This is a genomic window from Pseudomonas sp. PA-1-3F (genome assembly GCF_021609665.1).
Lineage (GTDB): Bacteria > Pseudomonadota > Gammaproteobacteria > Pseudomonadales > Pseudomonadaceae > Aquipseudomonas > Aquipseudomonas paracarnis.
Window position 1 is genome coordinate 81,350 of record NZ_WJZD01000014.1, and the last position, 18,777, is coordinate 100,126.

Sequence of the window (18,777 nt, forward strand, 5' to 3'; positions counted from 1 at the left end):
GGGGACAGATTTATTTTTTCCTAAATAAATCTGTCCCCTTTTTCCGCGCAGCTTGCATTACTTTATCGCAACACCTACCGACCTACCAGGCTCTTTAGTCGACTAATATTTTGTGAGTAATCTACTATATAGGCCCCAAATGAATGCGTCATCGTTACACCTTGATCCATCCACCTTCTCATATCCCACCCAAGATCAAGTAGATCTGAGGCAGCGAAAACAAATTCTAGCGTGTCAATTATAAACGCGAATTCTGTGAAGTGTTTTTGATAGTCGAACGACCCGGCACTGCCATGCACATAGTGATTTCGAGACAAAACTGCATGATTGCATGGCAGATAAAGTTCCGGAAACTTATCGCCGGCCACCTCGATTATCTTGTCGGCACGATGATGTATCTTGTCGCGCAGGCTTGCCTTACCAATGCGTCCCAAGCTTGAGAGAACTGACTGTCTAGCGAAACTTTCCGGCATGCCTGCGAATATTTTTCGGCACTGCGTCACCGCATCTTTCAGCGACGCATCAGTTGCCTTCGTTTTAGGAGCATGGCTATCTGGTAGCAAATCAAACATGTTGGCAGCGCCAACTATACGATTGATGCTGTAGCTCCCAAAAAATGCGGTCGCAAATCGTACCCTTGGATCACCCATAGTATCCGCACTATCCATCCAACCTGTCACCACCTTGGCAAATTCTTCAGGGTTATGATCTGGGCAAAGAAGAATGTCACCTAAGCTAGCTGAGGAATCCCCCTCGACGCGTTCATTGCACAAGCTCCAGTACAGTCGGGCAGTCTGAGGTCTATTGGGCGAGGGCTCCTTTGAGCGCTGAGTCAGTTCCAACTCGATCCAACGGAAGCGCTGACGATGCCCGAGGCTAAGCTCAAACAGCCCGTGTAAGGTGCGAAGAGCATCGATCGCTTCGTCCAGTGTCTTAGGTTCTGCGAATTCGATATTGGCGGTGACTTCGTTGTTGATGCCTATGCCAGCAGCACTTCCCGAGTTATGGGAGGACCGATTCGTCAGTGAGACTTTCCCAATCTTTGCGTTGCTCGCTACGATTTCCCACAAACCGCTAAAATACAGCAAGTGAGGGTGCTCGCTGATCTGAGGCTTGAAAGCGCGGCTTTCCCAACCATACTCTTCTGCTATCTTTTCACTGCGCTTGTAATCCATCTCTAGAATCTGATGGATTTCTTCTATTTCTGGATATATTGATTGAAAGGTCTCACGCCCGCTCACAAGGCAATCGACATTCTGAAAATGATAGCGAACTGCCTGAATAACAGGTTCATCAGAAGTAATAGACTCTTCACCTACTACAATGTAGTGCGGAAAAAAAACGCTCTCAAACTGAGAATTCTCATCGAAGCGGTGTTGGTTTTTACCATGGAGCACGCAATCCAGAAGCGAGACTTTCTTGCCATCGTTTAGCATTCCATGAATATCAGCAGGTCCGTTTTCGGGATGATCCCAGAAACTTTTTCCTACGAGATTAAGGATGCTATCCGCACCATCAATTTTGAGTAGCCCGGCAAATTGGCTGTTTGTCGAGAGAAAAATTCCGTTGTACTGTTCGTGCGTCGGCATAGAGGACACTCAACTAAATTATAGATAATCACGGCAACCCTTAGACTAGCACTCAGTCGATACTTTCACCGGGAGCTTTCATTGCGATAGCTAGTACTAAGTATGCAGCCTCCACTGGCTTCTAAATCTGATAGGCAATGTGCGTTCGTTTTTTGCAAATCGCGGGGTGACGACGGCTTGCTGCGAGCGAGAGTGGACTAGTGTTATCGTCCGCTCCTGGCCGATTTCTGCCGTTCGTGAAGGACAGCAATCGGCCAACCTGATACCCAGAGTCAAACCACCGGTATCCGGTACACAACCGAATCATATTTCTCCGCCATCCGCCTTTCGATGACCACTCCCCCCAAAGCTTCAGCAATACGTCGACTCGCACGATTCTGCGTCGCAACAGGATAGATAAAGTGCGTTGCCACCACCCACTGGCTAGCCCACTGAACAACCGCCCGCAGCGCTTCACCACCAAACCCCAACCCATGTTTATCTTCACGAACCCAGATCCCCAACTCCGGCGTTTCACTGCCGGTATGGTGCAGCCCGACCAAGCCGGTAAAACGAGCACCTACCCGCTCCCTGACTGTGAACACGATGTCGCTGCCATCCGCTATCGCAGGCAGCCACTGCCCCCAGACTTGCGCGTACTCTTCCAGTGAGGCAGGCGGTTCCCAGGACATGTAGCGAGTCAGAGACAGTGAGATACAAGAGAACGACTCAACAGCGTCCTGCTCGCAGAAGGGCTCGATGCTCAGGCGCTGCGAGAGAATGCGGATTGGGTGGGTGTCCACTGGCATTGCAATTTCCTTCCTGGGGTTCGTTACTCCATGTATGCCGTGAACATACCATGCGGGTCGCTTCATCAGTATCGGGCTCTCTATACTGAGCCCCCAGGATGGTAGCTAGAGCACCCAATATGCCCGTCGCACCCAATCAAAATTCCCCCATCACTTTGGCCCCAGTTCAACAAAGCGACTTGGATAATCTGGTAGCCATTCGAATTGAGGCCATGCGCGAAAGTCTGGAGCGTGTTGGGCGATTTGATCCAGCCCGTGCGCGGGAGCGGTTTGTTGGCGGCTTTGAAGCTCGCGACACACGCTATATCGAGGCATCTGGAGAGCGGGTGGGTTTCGTAGTGGTGAAACATCACCCCAATGAACTCTTGCTCGACCACTTGTATGTCAGGCCGGGCGCGCAGGGGTCAGGGGTAGGGTCTGCTGTTCTCACTCAGGTTTTCAAAGAGGCGGATGCGGCTGCGCTGCCTATCAAAGTAGGGGCTCTCAAAGAAAGCGCTTCGAATCGCTTTTATACCCGCCATGGCTTCCAGTTCATCGAAAGCAGTGAGTTCGACAATTATTATGTTCGTCAGCCTAGTCCGGCGATTGGCGCTCATTCCGGAACCATGGGCTGAGGTGCACTAGCCCTTCAGTTCACCAGCTCGATTGCTCGCCGCGTCGTCATACGCCACATACAGCGACTCTGCAATTTGGCTTTTGATCGCCTTGGTGGCCTCCAGCCCCAGCACAAAACCCTCGGCTTTACCGCCAGCACGGTTGAGTTCTTCATGGGTGGAGGCGCCAGTAATAGCGTCAAGCAGCTTGGCGGCGTGAGGGCCGACGCCTTTGGGGAGGGAGATCTGGTCGATGGACATTATCGCTACCTTGAAAAATTGAGTTCGGGAGCGAGTGGAACCACTGCCGGGGCTGGCATGGTAGACCTGTTTGCCATGAAAGGGGTCGCTTTACGCGCAGCGGCGCTATTCTTTGCGGCTACGCAGTCAGATTGGGGCATTGGTAAATCTGGAGGGGCTTATGGAGTATTGCGTTGAAGGCTACTGCCTTCGGCCATTGTGGGGCGACGATTTCGAGAGGATCAGCCGTTACGAACGCGTCAATCGCAGGCATCTGCAACCCTGGGAGCCGCTCAGGGACGAGGAATATTTCACCATGGGCAACGCCAAGGCCAGGGTCGAGCAACAGGTGAACAATATGCACGCTGGCAATGCTCTGTGTTTCCTCTTGCTTGAACCCGAGAGCGGAGAGGTCATAGCGCGGTGTAACTACACGAACATTGTGAGGGGCGTTTTTCAGGCCAGTCATCTCGGCTTCTCGCTGGCGGAATCTGCCCAGGGTCGCGGCCTGATGAAAAGAACGCTTCAGATCACTAATCAACACTGCTTTGAGCAGTTGGGTCTTCATCGGATCATGGCCAATCATTTGCCTCGCAATGTGCGAAGTGAACGCCTTCTGGAATCGCTGGGGTTTGAAAAGGAAGGGCATGCGCGAGCCTATCTGAAAATCGGTGGCATCTGGGAGGACCATACGTTGAGATCGTTGATCAACCCTGAACAATAAGCGCCCCCTGCCACTGAGGCAGACGCACGCATGCGCGAGCTGACTGCCGCCGATCGGTCCTCGACGACAGGCGCAGGCTGCGCCGATCAAGCCTGGGTGCTGACCCCCTGGGCGGCACGCCGCTCCAACATCGCCCGCTCAGTCTCTTGCGTCGCGCGCTCGCCGTTGGAAGACAATTGGTTTATGAAAAACTGGTTCCTGCCCGCTTTAATATCCGACGGGTCATGCGTTCTGAACAAGGGCGCCAGATCAATAGTGCTGGCGAAGTTTTCATTGGTCAGGCTGTAGTAGCCCAGGGTGCTTCCCGACCAGGGTGAACCTGCGTCTACCATGTCGATGGCGGCGTTGCGGTAGGCCACGGCTGTGGCTTTCAGCTCAACGGATTGATTGAGCAGAACCGTCAGCCTCTCGGTCGCCTCACGGCTGAGCTGGCCAGCCGTATCGAGCACTTTCAGCCGGCCGTCAGCCTCAACGGTAAAACCGTACCCGGTGCTGGCCAGGTCGGGCGCAGTGGCTGCCAGGTTCGCTTCGAATGTCTGGAAGGAAGCTTTCAGCGCACTTTGCGCGCCATTGAACATGTCGACGAAGCGAGGAAAGTGCGGCGATTCGGAGCGACCGACCCAGGTATCAACGGCCTCCGGGGCTTGTGCCGTGGTTGTCGCCGCTTCACTGGGATGGTAAATGGCCGCGGGGCCGGCGTTTGCCAGGGCTTGCTTGGCGGGGTCCGTCGACGCCTGGGGTACGAGCTTCTGCTCAGAAGGCGTGAGGTTGAGATTGGCCGGTGGAATATAGGCAGGGCTAACGGAAAGTGCCATTTAATCGGTCCTTGATTAGCGGGGTTCATACGGGTTATCGACCATAAACGCGTCAGCTTTAGACCGTCACGGGAGCAAGCTCCCTCGCCACAGCTTTTGATCGATCCACGCCCTGCGCAAGAACGAACACGCGCCCGAAGCATTCCTGATGCTCGAAGGCTCGCCACGGGGCATTTTGAATACCGGGCATGAAGGTGGGGAGCGTACCGCTGAAAATGCTCGGTGGATTTGAACAGGCTACGCCCATGCCGTTGGGCATCCAGATCACACCCTGAGGGATGCATGTTTTCTTGATGTTTCGACAAGACCGCTGCCTGTGTCTCCTTGTATATGATCTGGCCACCGCCAGATTCATTCTGGCCGCTTATCATCTGTCGCCTCAATGCCCTTGAAAAAGAACGCAAGGCGACTCGCCAGAAGGATACGACAATGACGACTTGCGCCCCCCCTGCTGGGTCACATGAACACTACGACTCGGTAAGCCGAGCAGTGCATTGGCTGATGTTCCTGTTGTTTGCGTGGATCTATTGCTCAGCCATAACCCATTACCTGGCGTCAGACTCAACGCTGGATAAATGGCTGTGGCCCTTTCACAAACCCGTAGGGTTGTTATTACTGATGTTGCTGATCCTACGCGTCGGCTGGAGTCTGCTGAACCAACACCGGCGCCCACTCAGCATCAGCCGTTTCGCCGCCGCCGGGCACGGCATGCTGTATGCACTGATGTTCCTGATCCCGCTGATCGGGGTGATCCGCCAGTACGGCTCCGGCCGGGCTTTTTCTGCGTTTGGCGTGCAGGTCATGGAGGGGTTCGAGGGGGAAAAAATCCAGTGGATGGTTGATCTGGGCAGCAACTTTCATAGCTTGCTGGGTTGGACAATGCTGGTGCTTATCCTCGGGCATGTCGGGGCGGTGGTCATGCACTATAGGCAGGGCGATAAGCAGGTGCTGCGGCGTATGACAAGAGGGGTGCGCCAGCACTGAAGTGACGCGGCCCACAGGTAGGGCCGCGCTGTCAGGATTGCTCCCACACCACCGGCTTGATCGCCCGCCCATGCTGGCGCGCCGTGACCAGGCCGATGGTCGATGACACTTCGCTGCAATGACCAAGCCACTTGCATTGCGGTACCCTTCTCCACCGCGTTGGCGATGGAACACAAACGGGGATACCCGGATATCGTTGCCGAGGATTGCTTGAATGAGTGGCAACGCTTGCGCCCCGCCCTTCAATAACCCCCGCTCTGATCAGCCTATCGCCTGACGCCCCAACCCACTCCCAGGATTCACGGATTTCCTTTATGCCGCCTGCCTCACGCGACCACGCCCGTATCGAACGCCGTCTCATCGCGGCCCTGACCGACGCCTGCGAGATTGCAAAGACCGAAATGCCAGGCTTTGAATGGTTGACCCACACCGTCGACTACCGCGCCTTTCCCCAAAGCCTGCGGGTGATCTGGGTGTTCGACAGCGTTGCGAGCAAGGCTCGCGCCCTTGCGACCGGCGCGGACGCCCGTATGCGCGAGCTGACCACCGCCGCGCTGGATGACGCTGACGTGCACGTCCCGAACATCGGCCGCTGCGTCAGTTTCGACTCCGAAGAGGAATGCCACCTTCGGCATGGCGGCGATTGGCGTCGGCGGCTGGCTACTCTCCGGGCGAACTGAATCGCGCCACGGCTCACTGAGCAACGGGAGACCTCGCTACCCCACCTTGCACGTCAACCAAGCCCCCCAGAAAAGGCTGCTGAAGAAACGCGTCGCGTCGCCGAAGCCAGCGTCATGCAACAGCTTCTGAACCGCGGCCTCGGAATGGGGCGGGTCAGCGCCTTGAAGGATTTTGCCGAGCTTGGCCTTCACTTCGTCCGGGGTGGCGCCATGCTGACGCCAGCGTTGGCCCCATGCCGCCAGCAGCAACGGCTGGCTGGCATACGCGTAATGATTGCCCGCGACGATCAGCGGTGCCCCGGGTTTCAGGTGCGCCCGAATCGATCGCAGCATCCGGCCCTTGGCGTCATCCCCCTCCAGATGGTGGAGCACACCGATCAAGGTGGCGGCGTCGTATGACGCGTCTGCTGCCAGGTCTTCAAGCGTCCCGAGATGCAGGGTGGTTCTGTCAAGCAAGTGGTTGGCTTCCAACTGCTGCCTTGCCGCGTCCAGCATCGGCTGCGAGGGATCAATCGCCATGAAGCGCCAGCCTGGTTCAAGGTTGGCCATGGCGATGATCTCCTGCGCCGTACCGCCGGCGCCGACCACCAGTATCTTGGCCGAAGGGGCATCGCCAAGGCTCGCCGCGAGCATGCAGGCTGCCAGATCCTGGCACGCGTCATAGCCCGCCAACGCGATACGGCTTTGTCGCGCGTACTCGTTGGCTCTTGAGGTATCGAATTTTTCAGCAGGGTTGGGTTTGGATGAGTTCAAGGCGGTTCTCCGTGGCCTTGAAGGAAATTACGTTAACCGTGGCAGTAAGAAAAATGCATTAATTTTATGTGCTGCATTCCCGTGGGGAATGCGGGGGTGTAGGAGTGGAAGCGTTGCAGGATCGTACAAGCCTATGACCTGTCGGCCCGGATAATCTGGCCTTCTCACCGACAGGAAGGCTCAGCATGACTCACCTACAGCAACCCGCCCAACCGATAAACCTCGCGCAAAAAGCCTCGCTCATCGACCAACAATGGAGCCCAAGAGTGGTTGCCGAAATGAACGACTACCAGTTCAAGGTGGTGCGTATCGAGGGTGAATTCATTTGGCATTCGCACCCCGAAACCGATGAAGCGTTCCTGGTGCTTGAAGGCACGCTGCGTATCGACCTGCCGGATGGCCCGGTGTATGTGAAGCCGGGTGAGTTGTATGTGGTGCCGCGTGGCATTGAGCACAGGACGGCGGCCGAAGGTGAAGCCAGGCTGATGATGATCGAGCCTAGGGGCATTCTGAATACCGGGCATGAAGGCGGTGAGCGTACCGCGCTGAATGACCAATGGATTTGAGCGCCGAGGCTTATTGCCTTCTGTAGGAGCGAGCTTGCTCGCGAAAAACGCCAACGATAACGCGTGCTTCCTGAATGAGCGCGGCGCCTGTGAATTTTTCGCGAGCGAGCTCGCTCCTACTGGCATTCGGGCAAGCCCCAAGCCCTATCGCCTTTGAATCTGCACCGTAGCAAACGTCGGCTCGTCGCGCGCCTGCTCCAGTGTATTCCTGGGCTGTTGCGGGGCCCGGGATTGCCCCTCTGGCCGTAACGCAGGCGGCGGATGCAGGCGCATGTCCGAGCGCTCATCGCTGGGCGCAACGCCGAAGAAATCCCGGTAGCACTTGGAAAAATGCGGCGTGGACACAAAGCCGCAAATCACCGCCAGCTCGACAATCGAAATGGGCGTCTGCATCAGCAACTGGCGCGCACGGGTCAGGCGCAGCTTGAGGTAATAGCGCGATGGCGTGCAGTACAGGTGCTTCTGGAACATGCGCTCCAACTGGCGTCGGGACACGTGCACGTAGGCGGCCAGTTCGTCGAGGTCGATGGGTTCTTCCAGGTTGGATTCCATCAGGGCGACCACTTCTTGCAGCTTGGGCTGTTGCGTGCCGAGCAGGTGTTTGAGCGGCACGCGTTGGTGGTCGCGCTCGTTGCGAATGCGCTCGTACACGAACATCTGGGAAATCGCCGCCGACAGCGTGTGCCCGTGATCGCGGCCGATCAGGTGCAGCATCATGTCCAGCGGCGCAGTGCCGCCAGAGCTGGTAAAGCGGTTGCCATCGAGCGTGAATACGCTGGAGCTGACTTTGACGCGGGTAAACGCCTCCTGCATCGACGCCATCAGCTCCCAATGCACGCTGCACTGGAAGCCATCGAGCAACCCCGCCTGGGCCAGTGCCCAACTGCCGGTGCACACCGCGCCGAGACGTTTACAGTACAGGCGCGCCTGGCTGCGCAACCAGGCGATGAGCGCAGGGCTGATAGCCTGTTGAATGCCCACGCCGCCGCACACGATCACCGCATCGAAGCCGCGCTGGTCCTGCGCGCACGCGTCCGGGGTCACCGACACGCCATCGCTGGCCCACACCGGCTGGCCGTCCAGGCTGAGGGTTTGCCAACGGTAGAGTTCTTCGCCCGCCAATTGGTTGGCCATGCGCAGCGGCTCGACCGCACACGACAGCGATATCAGGGTGAATTGGTCCAGCAGCAAAAAGCCGATGGTCTGGCAAACAGGTGCCTCGGTTTCCATCACCGCTACCCCACAGGCGTGATCAGGAATGTTCCAGCGCCACCGGCTTGGGTGCCCGGTTGTGCTGGCGCGCCGTGACCAGGCCGATGAAGGAAATCACCAACGCCAGGCCAATGGTCGAGGACACTTCGGTGCGATGTTCCGGCGTCACCATCATCACCCCCAGGGCCAGGCAGATGAATACGATCACCAGGTAAGTCAGCCACGGAAATAGCCACATGCGAAAGGTCAGTTCGACGTTCTGCCGAAGCAGCAAGCGACGCATACGCAGTTGCGAGATAGCGATGACCAGGTACACCAACAACGCGATGGCCCCGGAGCTGGCGAGCAGGAACTGGAACAGACCGGCCGGCATGAAGTAGCTCAGCAACGTAACGCCCGCACCGATGATGGTGCTGGCGATCACCGCCGCCCTGGGCACGCCCGCCTTCGAGGTGATTTTAAGCGCCGGCGGCGCATCGCCGCGTTTGCCCAGGGAAAACAGCATGCGCGAAGAAATGTAGATCGAGGAGTTCATGCAACTGGCTACCGCGATCAACACCACCACATCGACCATGAATTTGGCGTTGGGGATGTTCATAATTTCCAGTGCGCGCTGATAGGAACCCACGGAGGCCAACAGCGGATCGTTCCAGGGCACCACGGAAATCACGACGGAGATCGACAACAGGTAGAACACGCCAATGCGCCAGATCACCGAACGGGTGGCCTTGGCGATGTTCTGCGCCGGGTTGCTCGACTCGGCTGCGGCGATGGTCACCGCCTCAGTGCCGATGAAGCTGAACATGATGGTAATGAACGCGCCCACCACCGCCGACAGGCCGTTGGGAGCAAACCCGCCGTGTTCCTCCATCAAGCGGCTCAAGCCGCTGGCTTCGCGATCCGGGATCCAGCCCATGAGGACGCTGAAGCCCAGGCCGATAAAGCCGACGATGGCAATCACCTTGGCCATGGCGAACCAGAATTCGAATTCGCCGTATTTGGCCACGCTGAACAGATTGGTGATCACCAGCAGAACGATTGAAACCAAGGCAAAGAGCCACGCATCAACCTGAGGGAACCACTGATTGAGCACATGCCCGGCGGCCAAGGCTTCGATGGGAATGACCAGCACCCAGAACCACCAATACAACCAGCCGATGGTGAACCCCGCCCACGGGCCGATGGCCTGGTCGGCGTAGGTGGAAAACGAGCCAGTGTCCGGGCGTGCCACCGCCATTTCCCCCAGCATGCGCATGACCAGCACCACCAACAGGCCGGAAAACAGATAAGCCAGCAACACCGCTGGCCCGGCGGCGGCGATCGCGTGTCCGGAGCCGACAAACAACCCCGCGCCGATGATGCCGGCGATGGACAACATGGTCACATGGCGCGGCTTGAAGCCCTGCGCAAGCTGACCGTTGGAATCGTTGCAGTTGAGGCTAGTCATTGTTTTTGTTGTTCTCGGGCGGCCAATGACCTTCACCTTAAGTGCCCGAGGCCAGGCACAAGTAGCCTGGTTACGCCACCATCGTGCCTGATATCGACATGGGGAATAGTGGCATCCTGAAGTAACGGGCGGCGCGCCCTACTCTTGCGCGCTACGTATCAACGACCCGAACAGCTCGCCACGCGGCATCTTGCTCAGCTCGATATCGGCATTTTCAAACCATTCCCGCCCGGCTTCCGGGTGCGGCCCGCTCAGCACCACCACGCCATGTTCGTAGGTGTAGCGCGCCGCCGCCACGTCACCATTGTGGTAGGTGGCGATGACCTTGTAGGGCGCCGCGGCGCTGGCTTTGGGGAAGTAAGGGCCATCCTGATAGAACACAGAGTCAGGTTGCCCGTCCCACGTCACCCGCACGGCGGCGTCCTCAATACCGGACACTTCAAAACCGGGACGGCCAGCTTCGGTATCAAGCGCCTGGGGAATCAGGCCGAGGTTGTTGTCGTCGGCCAGGTAGGCGCCCATGCACAGGCCCAGGTAGCGGCCGCCTTTGGCGACGTAATCGCGGATGGCTTCGGCACGCGCATCGCCCAGGCTGTCGAGGGCGGCCGGGATGTCCTGGCCACCGCCGGGTTGCACGTATAGATCGTAGCGCGCCAGGGTTTGCGGGGTGATGTCGATGGGTTCGTCGGCACCGACGAAGTCGATCTGGTAATTGGGGTCCAGGCGCTGCAGGGCGGTTTTCACGTTTTCCGAGCAGTCGGGGCAGCCTGCCGGGCCTCGGTAGATGGCGACATGGGTGACGGGGCCTGCGCCGTGTACGGGTAAAGGATGCAGCGTAGCAACGGCGAGAAACGTGGCAGCGATGGCAGGCAGTTTCATGGGCTAGGCTCAACGGTCAGTTGAATGGGTTTGATCCAGACGTAGCAGCGCCAAGCCTATAACGATGAGCCTTTTGAATTCGTGAAGAGTTGTAAATCCACGAGGGCCATTTATCCACTTCCCAGCATCTGCCATAACGACGCGCCCACGCCAGTAATGCTCTCACCGGCGATCAGCCCCGCCGCTGCCGTGATCGCAAAGCGCTGCGTCACACTTGGCCAGCGACAGCTCACGGCCCAGGTCATGATCGCGCCAAGGGCCATCATCAGCGACACCGACGCAGGCAAGACAAACGCCAGTCCCAAGGCTGCCGCACTTGGCAGATAGCGGGCGCGATGGGTGGGCAGCGTGCTATCGAGTATGCCCAGCAGTACGCCGCACAGGCTCGCAACAGCAATGGCCCAGCGGATGCTGGGTGACAACGAATCCAGCCCGTGGGTCAGGGTTTGGGCCACGGCTTTCCAGGTGGCGACGGCCGGGGCTGGCCATTGTTCGGTGAGCAGCATGGTTTGCGGGTCGGGGATCAACGCCAGGTACGCGAATACGCCGACGATGCTGCCGACAAAAATCCCGAGAATCTGGGCGATAACCTGTTTGTGCGGCGTCGCGCCAATCGCTTTGCCCACCTTGAAGTCATTCATCAGGTCTGTGCACTGCCCTGCCGAACCGCCGGCGGTGTTGGCGCTCATCAGGTTGATCGGCACCTGGCCCGGCGCAACGATGCCAAAACTCAGCTGAGACAGTTGCCCGATGGCGCCAATCGGCGGAATACCGGTCGCCCCCACCACCCGCGCCGCCACGGCGGCCAGGCAGATCGCCAGGGGAATGGTCAGCAGCGCCATCCCAAGGTTGATACCGAACAACAGCGCTTGCAGGCTCACCACCAACGCAATCGCCAAGGCAAACCCCACGGCAGGCCCAGGCTTGGGAACCGCCCAAGGCGTGCCGCCAGCCGCTCGGGTTGAGCGATGCAACGCCCACAGGCGAATCGCCAGGGACGCCAGGGTGGAACACACCATCAGGCTCACCCCAGGCCACAGCAGCCATTCCACCAGCGCGGCAAACTGTGGGCCGCTGCTGTCGGCGGGCAGGCTCACCAGGCCGTTGGCCAACAGCCACGGCCCCAGCCCGCCCCATGCCAGCAAGGCGCCGAGCAGCAGGGTCAGGCCCACGCGAATGCCGATGATGCCGCCGAACCCCAGCAACAGCAGAGAGGGGTCGGCGGTGAAGGTCAGGCGCTCCAACTGGGCGTTCGGCGACCAGCGCGGGAAGGCCCACATAAAGGTATCCACCCACTTGACCAACCCGGACAACAACGCTGCGCCGAGCAGCACTTTCAAGCGCGTGGCGGCTTCGCGACCATGGTTGTAGATGTGCAGCAGGGTCTCCAGGGTGGCCATGCCTTCGGGAAACTTCAGCGCCTTGTCATTGAGCAATGAAGGCCGCAGGTACCACGCGATCCAGATCCCCAGGAAGCTCACCGAAAATACCCACGCGATCATCGGCAGCGCTGCCAGTTGGTTGCCGGTGAGCAAGGTATAAGCCGGGATGGGCGCGACCAGCCCGCCGGAAATGATCGACGCCGCCGCAGAGGCCACGGTCTGGTTGATATTGCTCTCGTGCAGGGTCCACGGCAGGTGTTCAGCGGAACGCCGGGCCAGGCCTTGCCAGATGCCATAACCGATCAGCAAGGCGATGATCGACATATTGAACGACCAGCCGATCTTCAAGCCTGCGTAGACATTGGAAGGGGTCAGCAGGATGCCCAGCACGATCCCGGTGATGACTGCCCGCAGGCTCAGTTCGCGCTCTACGGGCGCGATTGACGAGGTGGAGTGCATGCAGATTCCTTTCGAGAAAAGCCAGTGCCACCTTTAAGTGAGCGCTGGGAGACTCGAAGGTTCACCTGCCGAAACGGGTTCTGTAGGAGCGAGCTTGCTCGCGAAAAACCCAAAGGCGCCGCGTTCATCCAGAAAACACGCGTTATCGTTTACGTTTTTCGCGAGCAAGCTCGCTCCTACAGGAGGCGGTGTCGGTGGGCCCGCTATTTGGCGAACGCGTATTCCCCGCCCCGCTCCACCGCCTTGCGGTATGCCGGGCGCGCCTGGAGCTTTTGCAGCCACGCGGCCAAGTTCGGGTAGGCCTGCAATTTGCCCTGGGCCTGGGCGACTTCGCCGATAAAGCTCATCTGGATATCCGCGCCGCTGAGTGCGTCGCCCACCAGGTACGGCGTGTGGCCCAGCACGTCATTCAGGTACCCCAGGTAGTTGGCCAGCTCCGATTCAATCCGCGGATGCAGCGGTGCGCCTGCTTCACCCAGTCGTCCCACATAAAGGTTGAGCATCAACGGCAACATCGCCGAGCCTTCAGCAAAATGCAGCCATTGCACATAGCTGTCGTAGGCATCGGTGGCCGGGTCGGGTTGCAGTTGGCCGTTGCCGTGGCGGCGGATGAGGTAGTCGATGATCGCGGCGGACTCGATCAGCACACGAGAGCCGTCTTCGATCACAGGGGATTTGCCCAGGGGGTGAATGGCCTTGAGTTCAGGCGGCGCCAGGTTGGTCTTGGCGTCGCGCTGGTAGCGCTTGATGTCGTAGGGCAGGCCCAGTTCTTCAAGCGCCCACAGGATACGTTGCGAGCGGGAGTTGTTGAGGTGGTGAACAGTGATCATCGAGGCGACACCTTGGGGGGATTTAAGAGAAGACTACAGCGTAGCGGTGAAGTGCCGCGAATGTGGCCAGGCAGCACCGGCCTGCGCGATCAAATGTGGGAGATGTCGAGCTTTAGCGAGGCTTCGAAGGCTGCGGCATTCACGACATGGATGTTGCCTGATACACCGCTCGAAGCCTGGCCAAGGCTCCACATCTGCCACACTGGACCGGTGGCGCTCAGGCAAGCAATTGAACGATCCACTTCACCTGCTGCACGATCTCCTGCACTTTCTGCTCGGGCACCGCCTGCCGCGCCTGTTCGAGGCTGGCCAATGTCTTGCGTTTCTCGCGCAATATACGTTGCCACTTCGCCAGGAATTCCGGGCTACGCGCCTGCATTTGCAACGGACCGAAGTACAGCTGCTCGGCGGTATAGGTCATCGCCTCGGTGCGTTCGGCGACGATGATTTCGTAGTAGAAGCGGTTTTCCCGCAGCAACTCTTCATGGAGGATCTGGTAGCCGTTCTCCATCAACCATTGACGCAGCTGCTGCTCACCGCCATTGGGTTGCAGGATCAGGAGTTCCCGGCCATTGAGGTGCGCCTTGCCGCTGTCGAGAATGTCGCGGATCGTCTCGCCACCCATGCCGCACAGGCTGACAGCGGTAATGTCATCGCCCGCTTCAATCGCCGCCAAACCATCGGCCAGGCGCACGGTGATGTGCTGCGTCAGGCCATTGTCGGCCACGGTACGGTTGGCCGCCTGAAACGGCGTAGCGGCCACTTCCCCCGCCACGGCCGCCGCAATAGCGCCACGGCGCATCAACGCCACCGGCAGGTAGGCGTGGTCTGAGCCGATATCGGCCAGGCGGGCACCCGCGGGTATGTGCGCGGCCACGCGCTCCAGGCGCTGGGACAAGGTGTGTTCGTTCAACGGTGATTCCTTAAGAGTGCCCGGAAAATCGATCCCGGCTGTTGGTCAAGTGCAGCACCATGGCCGCCCGTGCGGCGTCCGGGTCCTGGCGCTTGATAGCGTTGTAGATGGCCTCGTGTTCCAGGTTCGCCAACTGCCCCAGTTGGGCAAAGTCCGCGCCGCCGCGCTCGACGGCATTCACCTGGGTGCGCGGAATCATCGCCGTGCCCAGGTGCTGCATGATGTCGGTGAAAAACGTATTGCCGGTGGCTTCGGCGATCAGTTGGTGAAAGCGCTTGTCCTCCTCCACACAGCTGTCGTTGTTGGCCAGGGAGGCTTGGTAGTCGTCCAGTGCCTGGCGCATGTGGGCCAGTTGTGCCTCGCTCCTGCGCAGCGCGGCCAACGCCACCGCTTGCACTTCCAGGCCCAGGCGCAATTCGAGCATGTTGCGCACGCTGGCGACCGTGTCCACATGCAGGCGCAGGCCCGGCTGCGTGTGCTGCTCCAGCACAAAGGTGCCGATGCCGTGACGCGTCTCCACCAGCCCCGACGCCTGCAGCTTGGACAAGGCTTCACGCACCACGGTACGGCTCACCCCATGCTCAAGCACGATGGTGGATTCGGACGGCAGTTTTTCACCCGGCTTGAGTTGCCCCAACTGGATGCGCTGGGTCAGTGCCTCGACCACACCTTGGGCCAGGTTGGCGGAACGTTTGCGCACAGGCGGTGTGCTTTTAATCGGCATCGAGACGGGTCCACGGGGTTGGGCTGGGGGGAGCTTATCACCCTGAGCGCACGGGGCGACGGGTGGTGGCGAAAAACACCAAACTTGTATGACAACATACTCTTGCCACATCACCAGACTCTGTCTTCGCTTTGAGAGAAGCGCACACCCCGAGCCGTCAGCAGCGAGACAAATCCCAATAAAATCTGGCAAATAACCAAAATAGCCAATCTCAATACCGGCTTATAAGAACAAAAACAGCCCTGACAGGATTGCGGCCTTTAAAAAACAACTTGTATGATGTCTGTCAACAAAACACCAAACCCGCATAAAAATAATCAGGGGGAGTTTTCATTCGTGAAGCATTCAAGCCCAGCATCTGCCGTACCCGAAAGTGATTCAGCGCTCGCCCGCGCCGTGAGCAAAGTGAAGGGCCATGTGCTCCCACTGTTCGTGGTCATGTTCATCCTCAACTACATCGACCGGGTCAATATCGGCTTCGTGCGCACGCACATGGAGCATGACCTGGGAATCGGCGCAGCGGCTTACGGCTTCGGTGCCGGGCTGTTCTTCATTGGCTATGCGCTGTTCGAAGTGCCGTCCAATATGCTGCTGCAAAAAGTCGGCGCCCGCATCTGGCTGACCCGCATCATGTTCACCTGGGGCATCGTCGCCACGCTGATGGCGTTTATCCAGAACGAAACCCACTTCTACATCTTGCGTTTCTTGCTGGGCGTGGCGGAGGCCGGTTTCTTCCCCGGCGTGATCTATTACTTCACGCGCTGGTTGCCCGGTGTGGAGCGTGGCAAGGCCATCGCGATCTTCCTCAGTGGCTCGGCGGTGGCGTCGTTGATCTCCGGGCCATTGTCGGGTGCGTTGTTGCAGATCGAAGGTTTTGGTTTGCATGGCTGGCAATGGATGTTCGGCATCGAGGGCCTGGCCTCGGTGGCGCTGGGCTTCTTCGTGTGGTTCTGGCTCGACTCCAAGCCCCATGACGCCAAGTGGCTGAGCCGCGAAGAGCAGGATGCGCTGGTGGGTGCCATCGATCAGGAGCAACGTGATCGCGAAGCCCTGACCACGGTGAAACCCACCCTCGGCAAGCTGCTCAAGGACCGCCAGATCCTGCTGTTTTGCGCCCTGTACTTTTGCATTCAATTGACGATCTACGCCGCCACCTTCTGGCTGCCCAGCATCATCAAGAAGATGGGTGACCTGACTGATGTGCAGGTCGGTTTCTTCAACTCGATCCCCTGGCTGATCTCGATCATTGCCATGTACGCCTTTGCGTCGCTGTCGGGCAAGTTCAAGTTCCAGCAGGCCTGGGTCGCGGCGGCCCTGCTGATCGCGGCGGCCGGCATGTTCATGTCCACCACCGGCGGGCCGATCTTCGCTTTCGTGGCGATCTGTTTTGCGGCCATCGGGTTCAAGTCTGCGTCGTCGCTGTTCTGGCCGATCCCCCAGGGCTATCTGGATGTGCGCATCGCTGCCGCGGTGATCGCGCTGATCAACTCCATCGGCAATCTGGGCGGCTTTGTGGCACCGACTACCTTCGGCTTTCTGGAACAAACCACCGGCTCGATTCAGGGCGGGCTGTATGGCCTGGCCTGCACCTCGGTGCTCGCGGCCATCCTGGTGTTCTTTGCCAAGACCTCCCCCTCTGCCGTACCGGCCGTGCCCAGCGGCGCCGCCATCAGCAAACCTCTTTGAACTCAGCCAGGAACGCGCCATGAATACCCCTGTCGTTACTCATTTCCAAGTCATCCCCGTCGCCGGCCACGACAGCATGTTGCTGAACCTCAGCGGCGCCCACGGCCCCTACTTCACGCGCAATATCGTCATCCTCAAGGACAGCAGCGGCAACACTGGCGTGGGCGAAGTACCCGGCGGCGAGCGCATTCGCCAAACCCTGGAGGATGCCCGCAGCCTGGTGATCGGCCAGCCGATTGGCCAGTACCAGCGCGTTCTCAACCAGATGCGCAGTACCTTTGCGTCTCGAGACAGCGCGGGCCGAGGCCTGCAGACCTTCGACCTGCGCATCACCATCCACGCCGTCACCGCCATGGAGGCCGCGCTGCTCGACCTGCTGGGCCAGTTTCTCGAAGTGCCGGTGGCCGCCTTGCTTGGCGAAGGCCAGCAACGCGACGCAGTGAAGATGCTCGGCTACCTGTTCTATGTGGGGGATCGCAACGCCACCGACCTGGCCTACCGCAACGAGGCCGATGCCGACGATGAGTGGTTCCGCCTGCGTCATGAAACAGCCCTGACTGCCGACGCGGTAGTGCGCCTGGCCGAAGCGGCCAAGGCCAAATATGGTTTCAACGATTTCAAGCTCAAGGGCGGCGTATTGAGTGGCGACGCGGAAATCGAAGCCGTCACCGCGCTGGCCGAAAGGTTTCCCGATGCGCGCATCACCCTTGATCCCAACGGCGCATGGTCGCTGAAGGAAGCCATCCGCCTGTGCCGCGACCAGCATCATGTGCTGGCCTACGCCGAAGACCCGTGCGGCGCAGAAAACGGCTACTCTGGCCGCGAAGTCATGGCCGAATTCCGCCGCGCCACGGGCCTGAAAACCGCCACCAACATGATCGCCACGGACTGGCGTGAAATGGGCCACGCCATCCAGCTGCAATCAGTGGACATTCCCCTCGCCGACCCGCACTTCTGGACCATGCAGGGCTCGGTGCGCGTCGCGCAGATGTGCAACGAGTGGGGCCTGACCTGGGGCTCGCATTCCAACAACCACTTTGACATTTCCCTGGCAATGTTCACCCAGGTGGCGGCGGCCGCACCGGGCGAGATCACCGCCATCGACACCCACTGGATCTGGCAGGACGGCCAGCGCCTGACGCGGGAGCCGTTGAAGATTGAAGGGGGCTATGTGAAGGTGCCGGCCAAGCCGGGCCTGGGTGTGGATATCGATATGGACGCGGTGACCAAGGCTCATGAACTGTACAAAGGCATGGGCCTTGGAGCCCGGGATGACAGTGTGGCGATGCAGTTTCTGATCCCGGGTTGGGGCTTTGATAACAAGCGGCCTTGTCTGGTGCGGTAAATCGGCTTTAGGAATGCTCAGCGCAATTTGAGCGTGACGCAAAAAATCCGATGCCCAAACAGGCATCGGATTTTAGTCAGATCAGAAGCTTAGCTGTTGGACCTCTGGCACGTCTGCCAGAGGCCCCTTTTGCGCTACTGCCGATTGGCGACCTCCAGATCCGCCTCG

General features: G+C 59.2%; 19 protein-coding genes and 1 pseudogene. 8 read left to right on the forward strand and 12 right to left on the reverse strand.

Annotated elements, in window-relative coordinates; translation table 11 throughout:
- Window positions 1-74: 74 nt before the first annotated feature.
- Window positions 75-1,589 carry a HEPN domain-containing protein gene (locus GIV26_RS12165; RefSeq protein ID WP_236280706.1) on the reverse strand — a complete coding sequence of 505 codons (1,515 nt, stop codon included), beginning with the start codon at window positions 1,587-1,589 and terminating at the stop codon, window positions 75-77.
- A 272-nt stretch (window positions 1,590-1,861) separates the two neighbouring features.
- The gene (locus tag GIV26_RS12170) at window positions 1,862-2,377 is read right to left on the reverse strand and encodes a GNAT family N-acetyltransferase (protein ID WP_236280709.1); all 516 of its coding nucleotides are present in this window, start codon (window positions 2,375-2,377) and stop codon (window positions 1,862-1,864) included.
- A gap of 119 nt (window positions 2,378-2,496) precedes the next feature.
- Between GIV26_RS12170 and GIV26_RS12175 the strand changes: the two genes are divergently transcribed.
- The gene (locus tag GIV26_RS12175) at window positions 2,497-2,991 is read left to right on the forward strand and encodes a GNAT family N-acetyltransferase (RefSeq protein ID WP_236280712.1); all 495 of its coding nucleotides are present in this window, start codon (window positions 2,497-2,499) and stop codon (window positions 2,989-2,991) included.
- Between the two features lie 6 nt (window positions 2,992-2,997).
- Here the strand turns inward: GIV26_RS12175 and GIV26_RS12180 are convergent, their stop codons facing one another.
- The gene (locus tag GIV26_RS12180; RefSeq protein ID WP_003192651.1) at window positions 2,998-3,231 is read right to left on the reverse strand and encodes a hypothetical protein; all 234 of its coding nucleotides are present in this window, start codon (window positions 3,229-3,231) and stop codon (window positions 2,998-3,000) included.
- A 160-nt stretch (window positions 3,232-3,391) separates the two neighbouring features.
- Between GIV26_RS12180 and GIV26_RS12185 the strand changes: the two genes are divergently transcribed.
- Entirely contained in the window at window positions 3,392-3,934 is a 543-nt protein-coding gene (locus GIV26_RS12185; RefSeq protein WP_236280716.1) for a GNAT family N-acetyltransferase, read from the forward strand.
- An 86-nt stretch (window positions 3,935-4,020) separates the two neighbouring features.
- Here GIV26_RS12185 and GIV26_RS12190 read toward each other — a convergent pair whose 3' ends face one another.
- Entirely contained in the window at window positions 4,021-4,749 is a 729-nt protein-coding gene (locus GIV26_RS12190) for a hypothetical protein (protein WP_236280720.1), read from the reverse strand.
- A gap of 136 nt (window positions 4,750-4,885) precedes the next feature.
- Between GIV26_RS12190 and GIV26_RS27365 the strand changes: the two are divergent.
- From GIV26_RS27365 to GIV26_RS12205, 3 genes and pseudogenes are all read left to right on the forward strand, one after another.
- A pseudogene (locus GIV26_RS27365) lies at window positions 4,886-4,981 on the forward strand (cupin domain-containing protein); the annotation flags it as partial.
- Window positions 4,982-5,178: 197 nt separating this feature from the next.
- Window positions 5,179-5,733 (forward strand): cytochrome b, encoded by a 555-nt coding sequence (locus tag GIV26_RS12200; protein ID WP_268942548.1) that lies wholly within the window; start codon window positions 5,179-5,181, stop codon window positions 5,731-5,733.
- 314 nt (window positions 5,734-6,047) lie between these two features.
- A complete protein-coding gene (locus GIV26_RS12205) occupies window positions 6,048-6,413 on the forward strand; it encodes a hypothetical protein (protein ID WP_236280725.1) in 366 nt (121 codons plus the stop codon).
- Between the two features lie 36 nt (window positions 6,414-6,449).
- On the opposite strand, the gene GIV26_RS12210 is transcribed toward GIV26_RS12205, so the two are convergent.
- Entirely contained in the window at window positions 6,450-7,166 is a 717-nt protein-coding gene (locus tag GIV26_RS12210; protein ID WP_236280727.1) for a class I SAM-dependent methyltransferase, read from the reverse strand.
- Window positions 7,167-7,351: 185 nt separating this feature from the next.
- On the opposite strand from GIV26_RS12210, the gene GIV26_RS12215 reads away from it, so the two are divergent.
- Complete coding sequence (locus GIV26_RS12215) at window positions 7,352-7,732, forward strand: cupin domain-containing protein (protein WP_072447965.1); 381 nt, start codon at window positions 7,352-7,354, stop codon at window positions 7,730-7,732.
- Between the two features lie 144 nt (window positions 7,733-7,876).
- On the opposite strand, the gene GIV26_RS12220 is transcribed toward GIV26_RS12215, so the two are convergent.
- From GIV26_RS12220 to GIV26_RS12250, 7 genes are all read right to left on the reverse strand, one after another.
- Window positions 7,877-8,962 (reverse strand): GlxA family transcriptional regulator, encoded by a 1,086-nt coding sequence (locus GIV26_RS12220; protein ID WP_054896289.1) that lies wholly within the window; start codon window positions 8,960-8,962, stop codon window positions 7,877-7,879.
- Between the two features lie 22 nt (window positions 8,963-8,984).
- Complete coding sequence (locus GIV26_RS12225; RefSeq protein WP_236280730.1) at window positions 8,985-10,391, reverse strand: amino acid permease; 1,407 nt, start codon at window positions 10,389-10,391, stop codon at window positions 8,985-8,987.
- A 138-nt stretch (window positions 10,392-10,529) separates the two neighbouring features.
- Window positions 10,530-11,270, reverse strand: coding sequence for a BPL-N domain-containing protein (locus GIV26_RS12230; protein WP_236280733.1), 741 nt, complete (start codon window positions 11,268-11,270; stop codon window positions 10,530-10,532).
- A gap of 110 nt (window positions 11,271-11,380) precedes the next feature.
- Window positions 11,381-13,111, reverse strand: coding sequence for an OPT family oligopeptide transporter (locus GIV26_RS12235; RefSeq protein WP_236280736.1), 1,731 nt, complete (start codon window positions 13,109-13,111; stop codon window positions 11,381-11,383).
- Window positions 13,112-13,314: 203 nt separating this feature from the next.
- Window positions 13,315-13,941, reverse strand: a complete 627-nt coding sequence (locus GIV26_RS12240) for a glutathione S-transferase family protein (RefSeq protein WP_034126187.1) — start codon at window positions 13,939-13,941, stop codon at window positions 13,315-13,317.
- A 217-nt stretch (window positions 13,942-14,158) separates the two neighbouring features.
- Window positions 14,159-14,854 carry a tRNA (adenine(22)-N(1))-methyltransferase gene (locus GIV26_RS12245; RefSeq protein ID WP_236280738.1) on the reverse strand — a complete coding sequence of 232 codons (696 nt, stop codon included), beginning with the start codon at window positions 14,852-14,854 and terminating at the stop codon, window positions 14,159-14,161.
- 10 nt (window positions 14,855-14,864) lie between these two features.
- Window positions 14,865-15,578, reverse strand: a complete 714-nt coding sequence (locus tag GIV26_RS12250; protein ID WP_032896089.1) for a FadR/GntR family transcriptional regulator — start codon at window positions 15,576-15,578, stop codon at window positions 14,865-14,867.
- Between the two features lie 336 nt (window positions 15,579-15,914).
- Between GIV26_RS12250 and GIV26_RS12255 the strand changes: the two genes are divergently transcribed.
- Both GIV26_RS12255 and gudD read left to right on the forward strand, forming a co-directional pair.
- Window positions 15,915-17,264: an MFS transporter gene (locus GIV26_RS12255; protein ID WP_236280740.1), complete on the forward strand. Its 1,350-nt coding sequence runs from the start codon at window positions 15,915-15,917 to the stop codon at window positions 17,262-17,264.
- Window positions 17,265-17,283: 19 nt separating this feature from the next.
- Entirely contained in the window at window positions 17,284-18,609 is a 1,326-nt protein-coding gene (gene gudD / locus GIV26_RS12260; RefSeq protein ID WP_236280741.1) for a glucarate dehydratase, read from the forward strand.
- The last annotated feature ends 168 nt before the right edge of the window (window positions 18,610-18,777 follow it).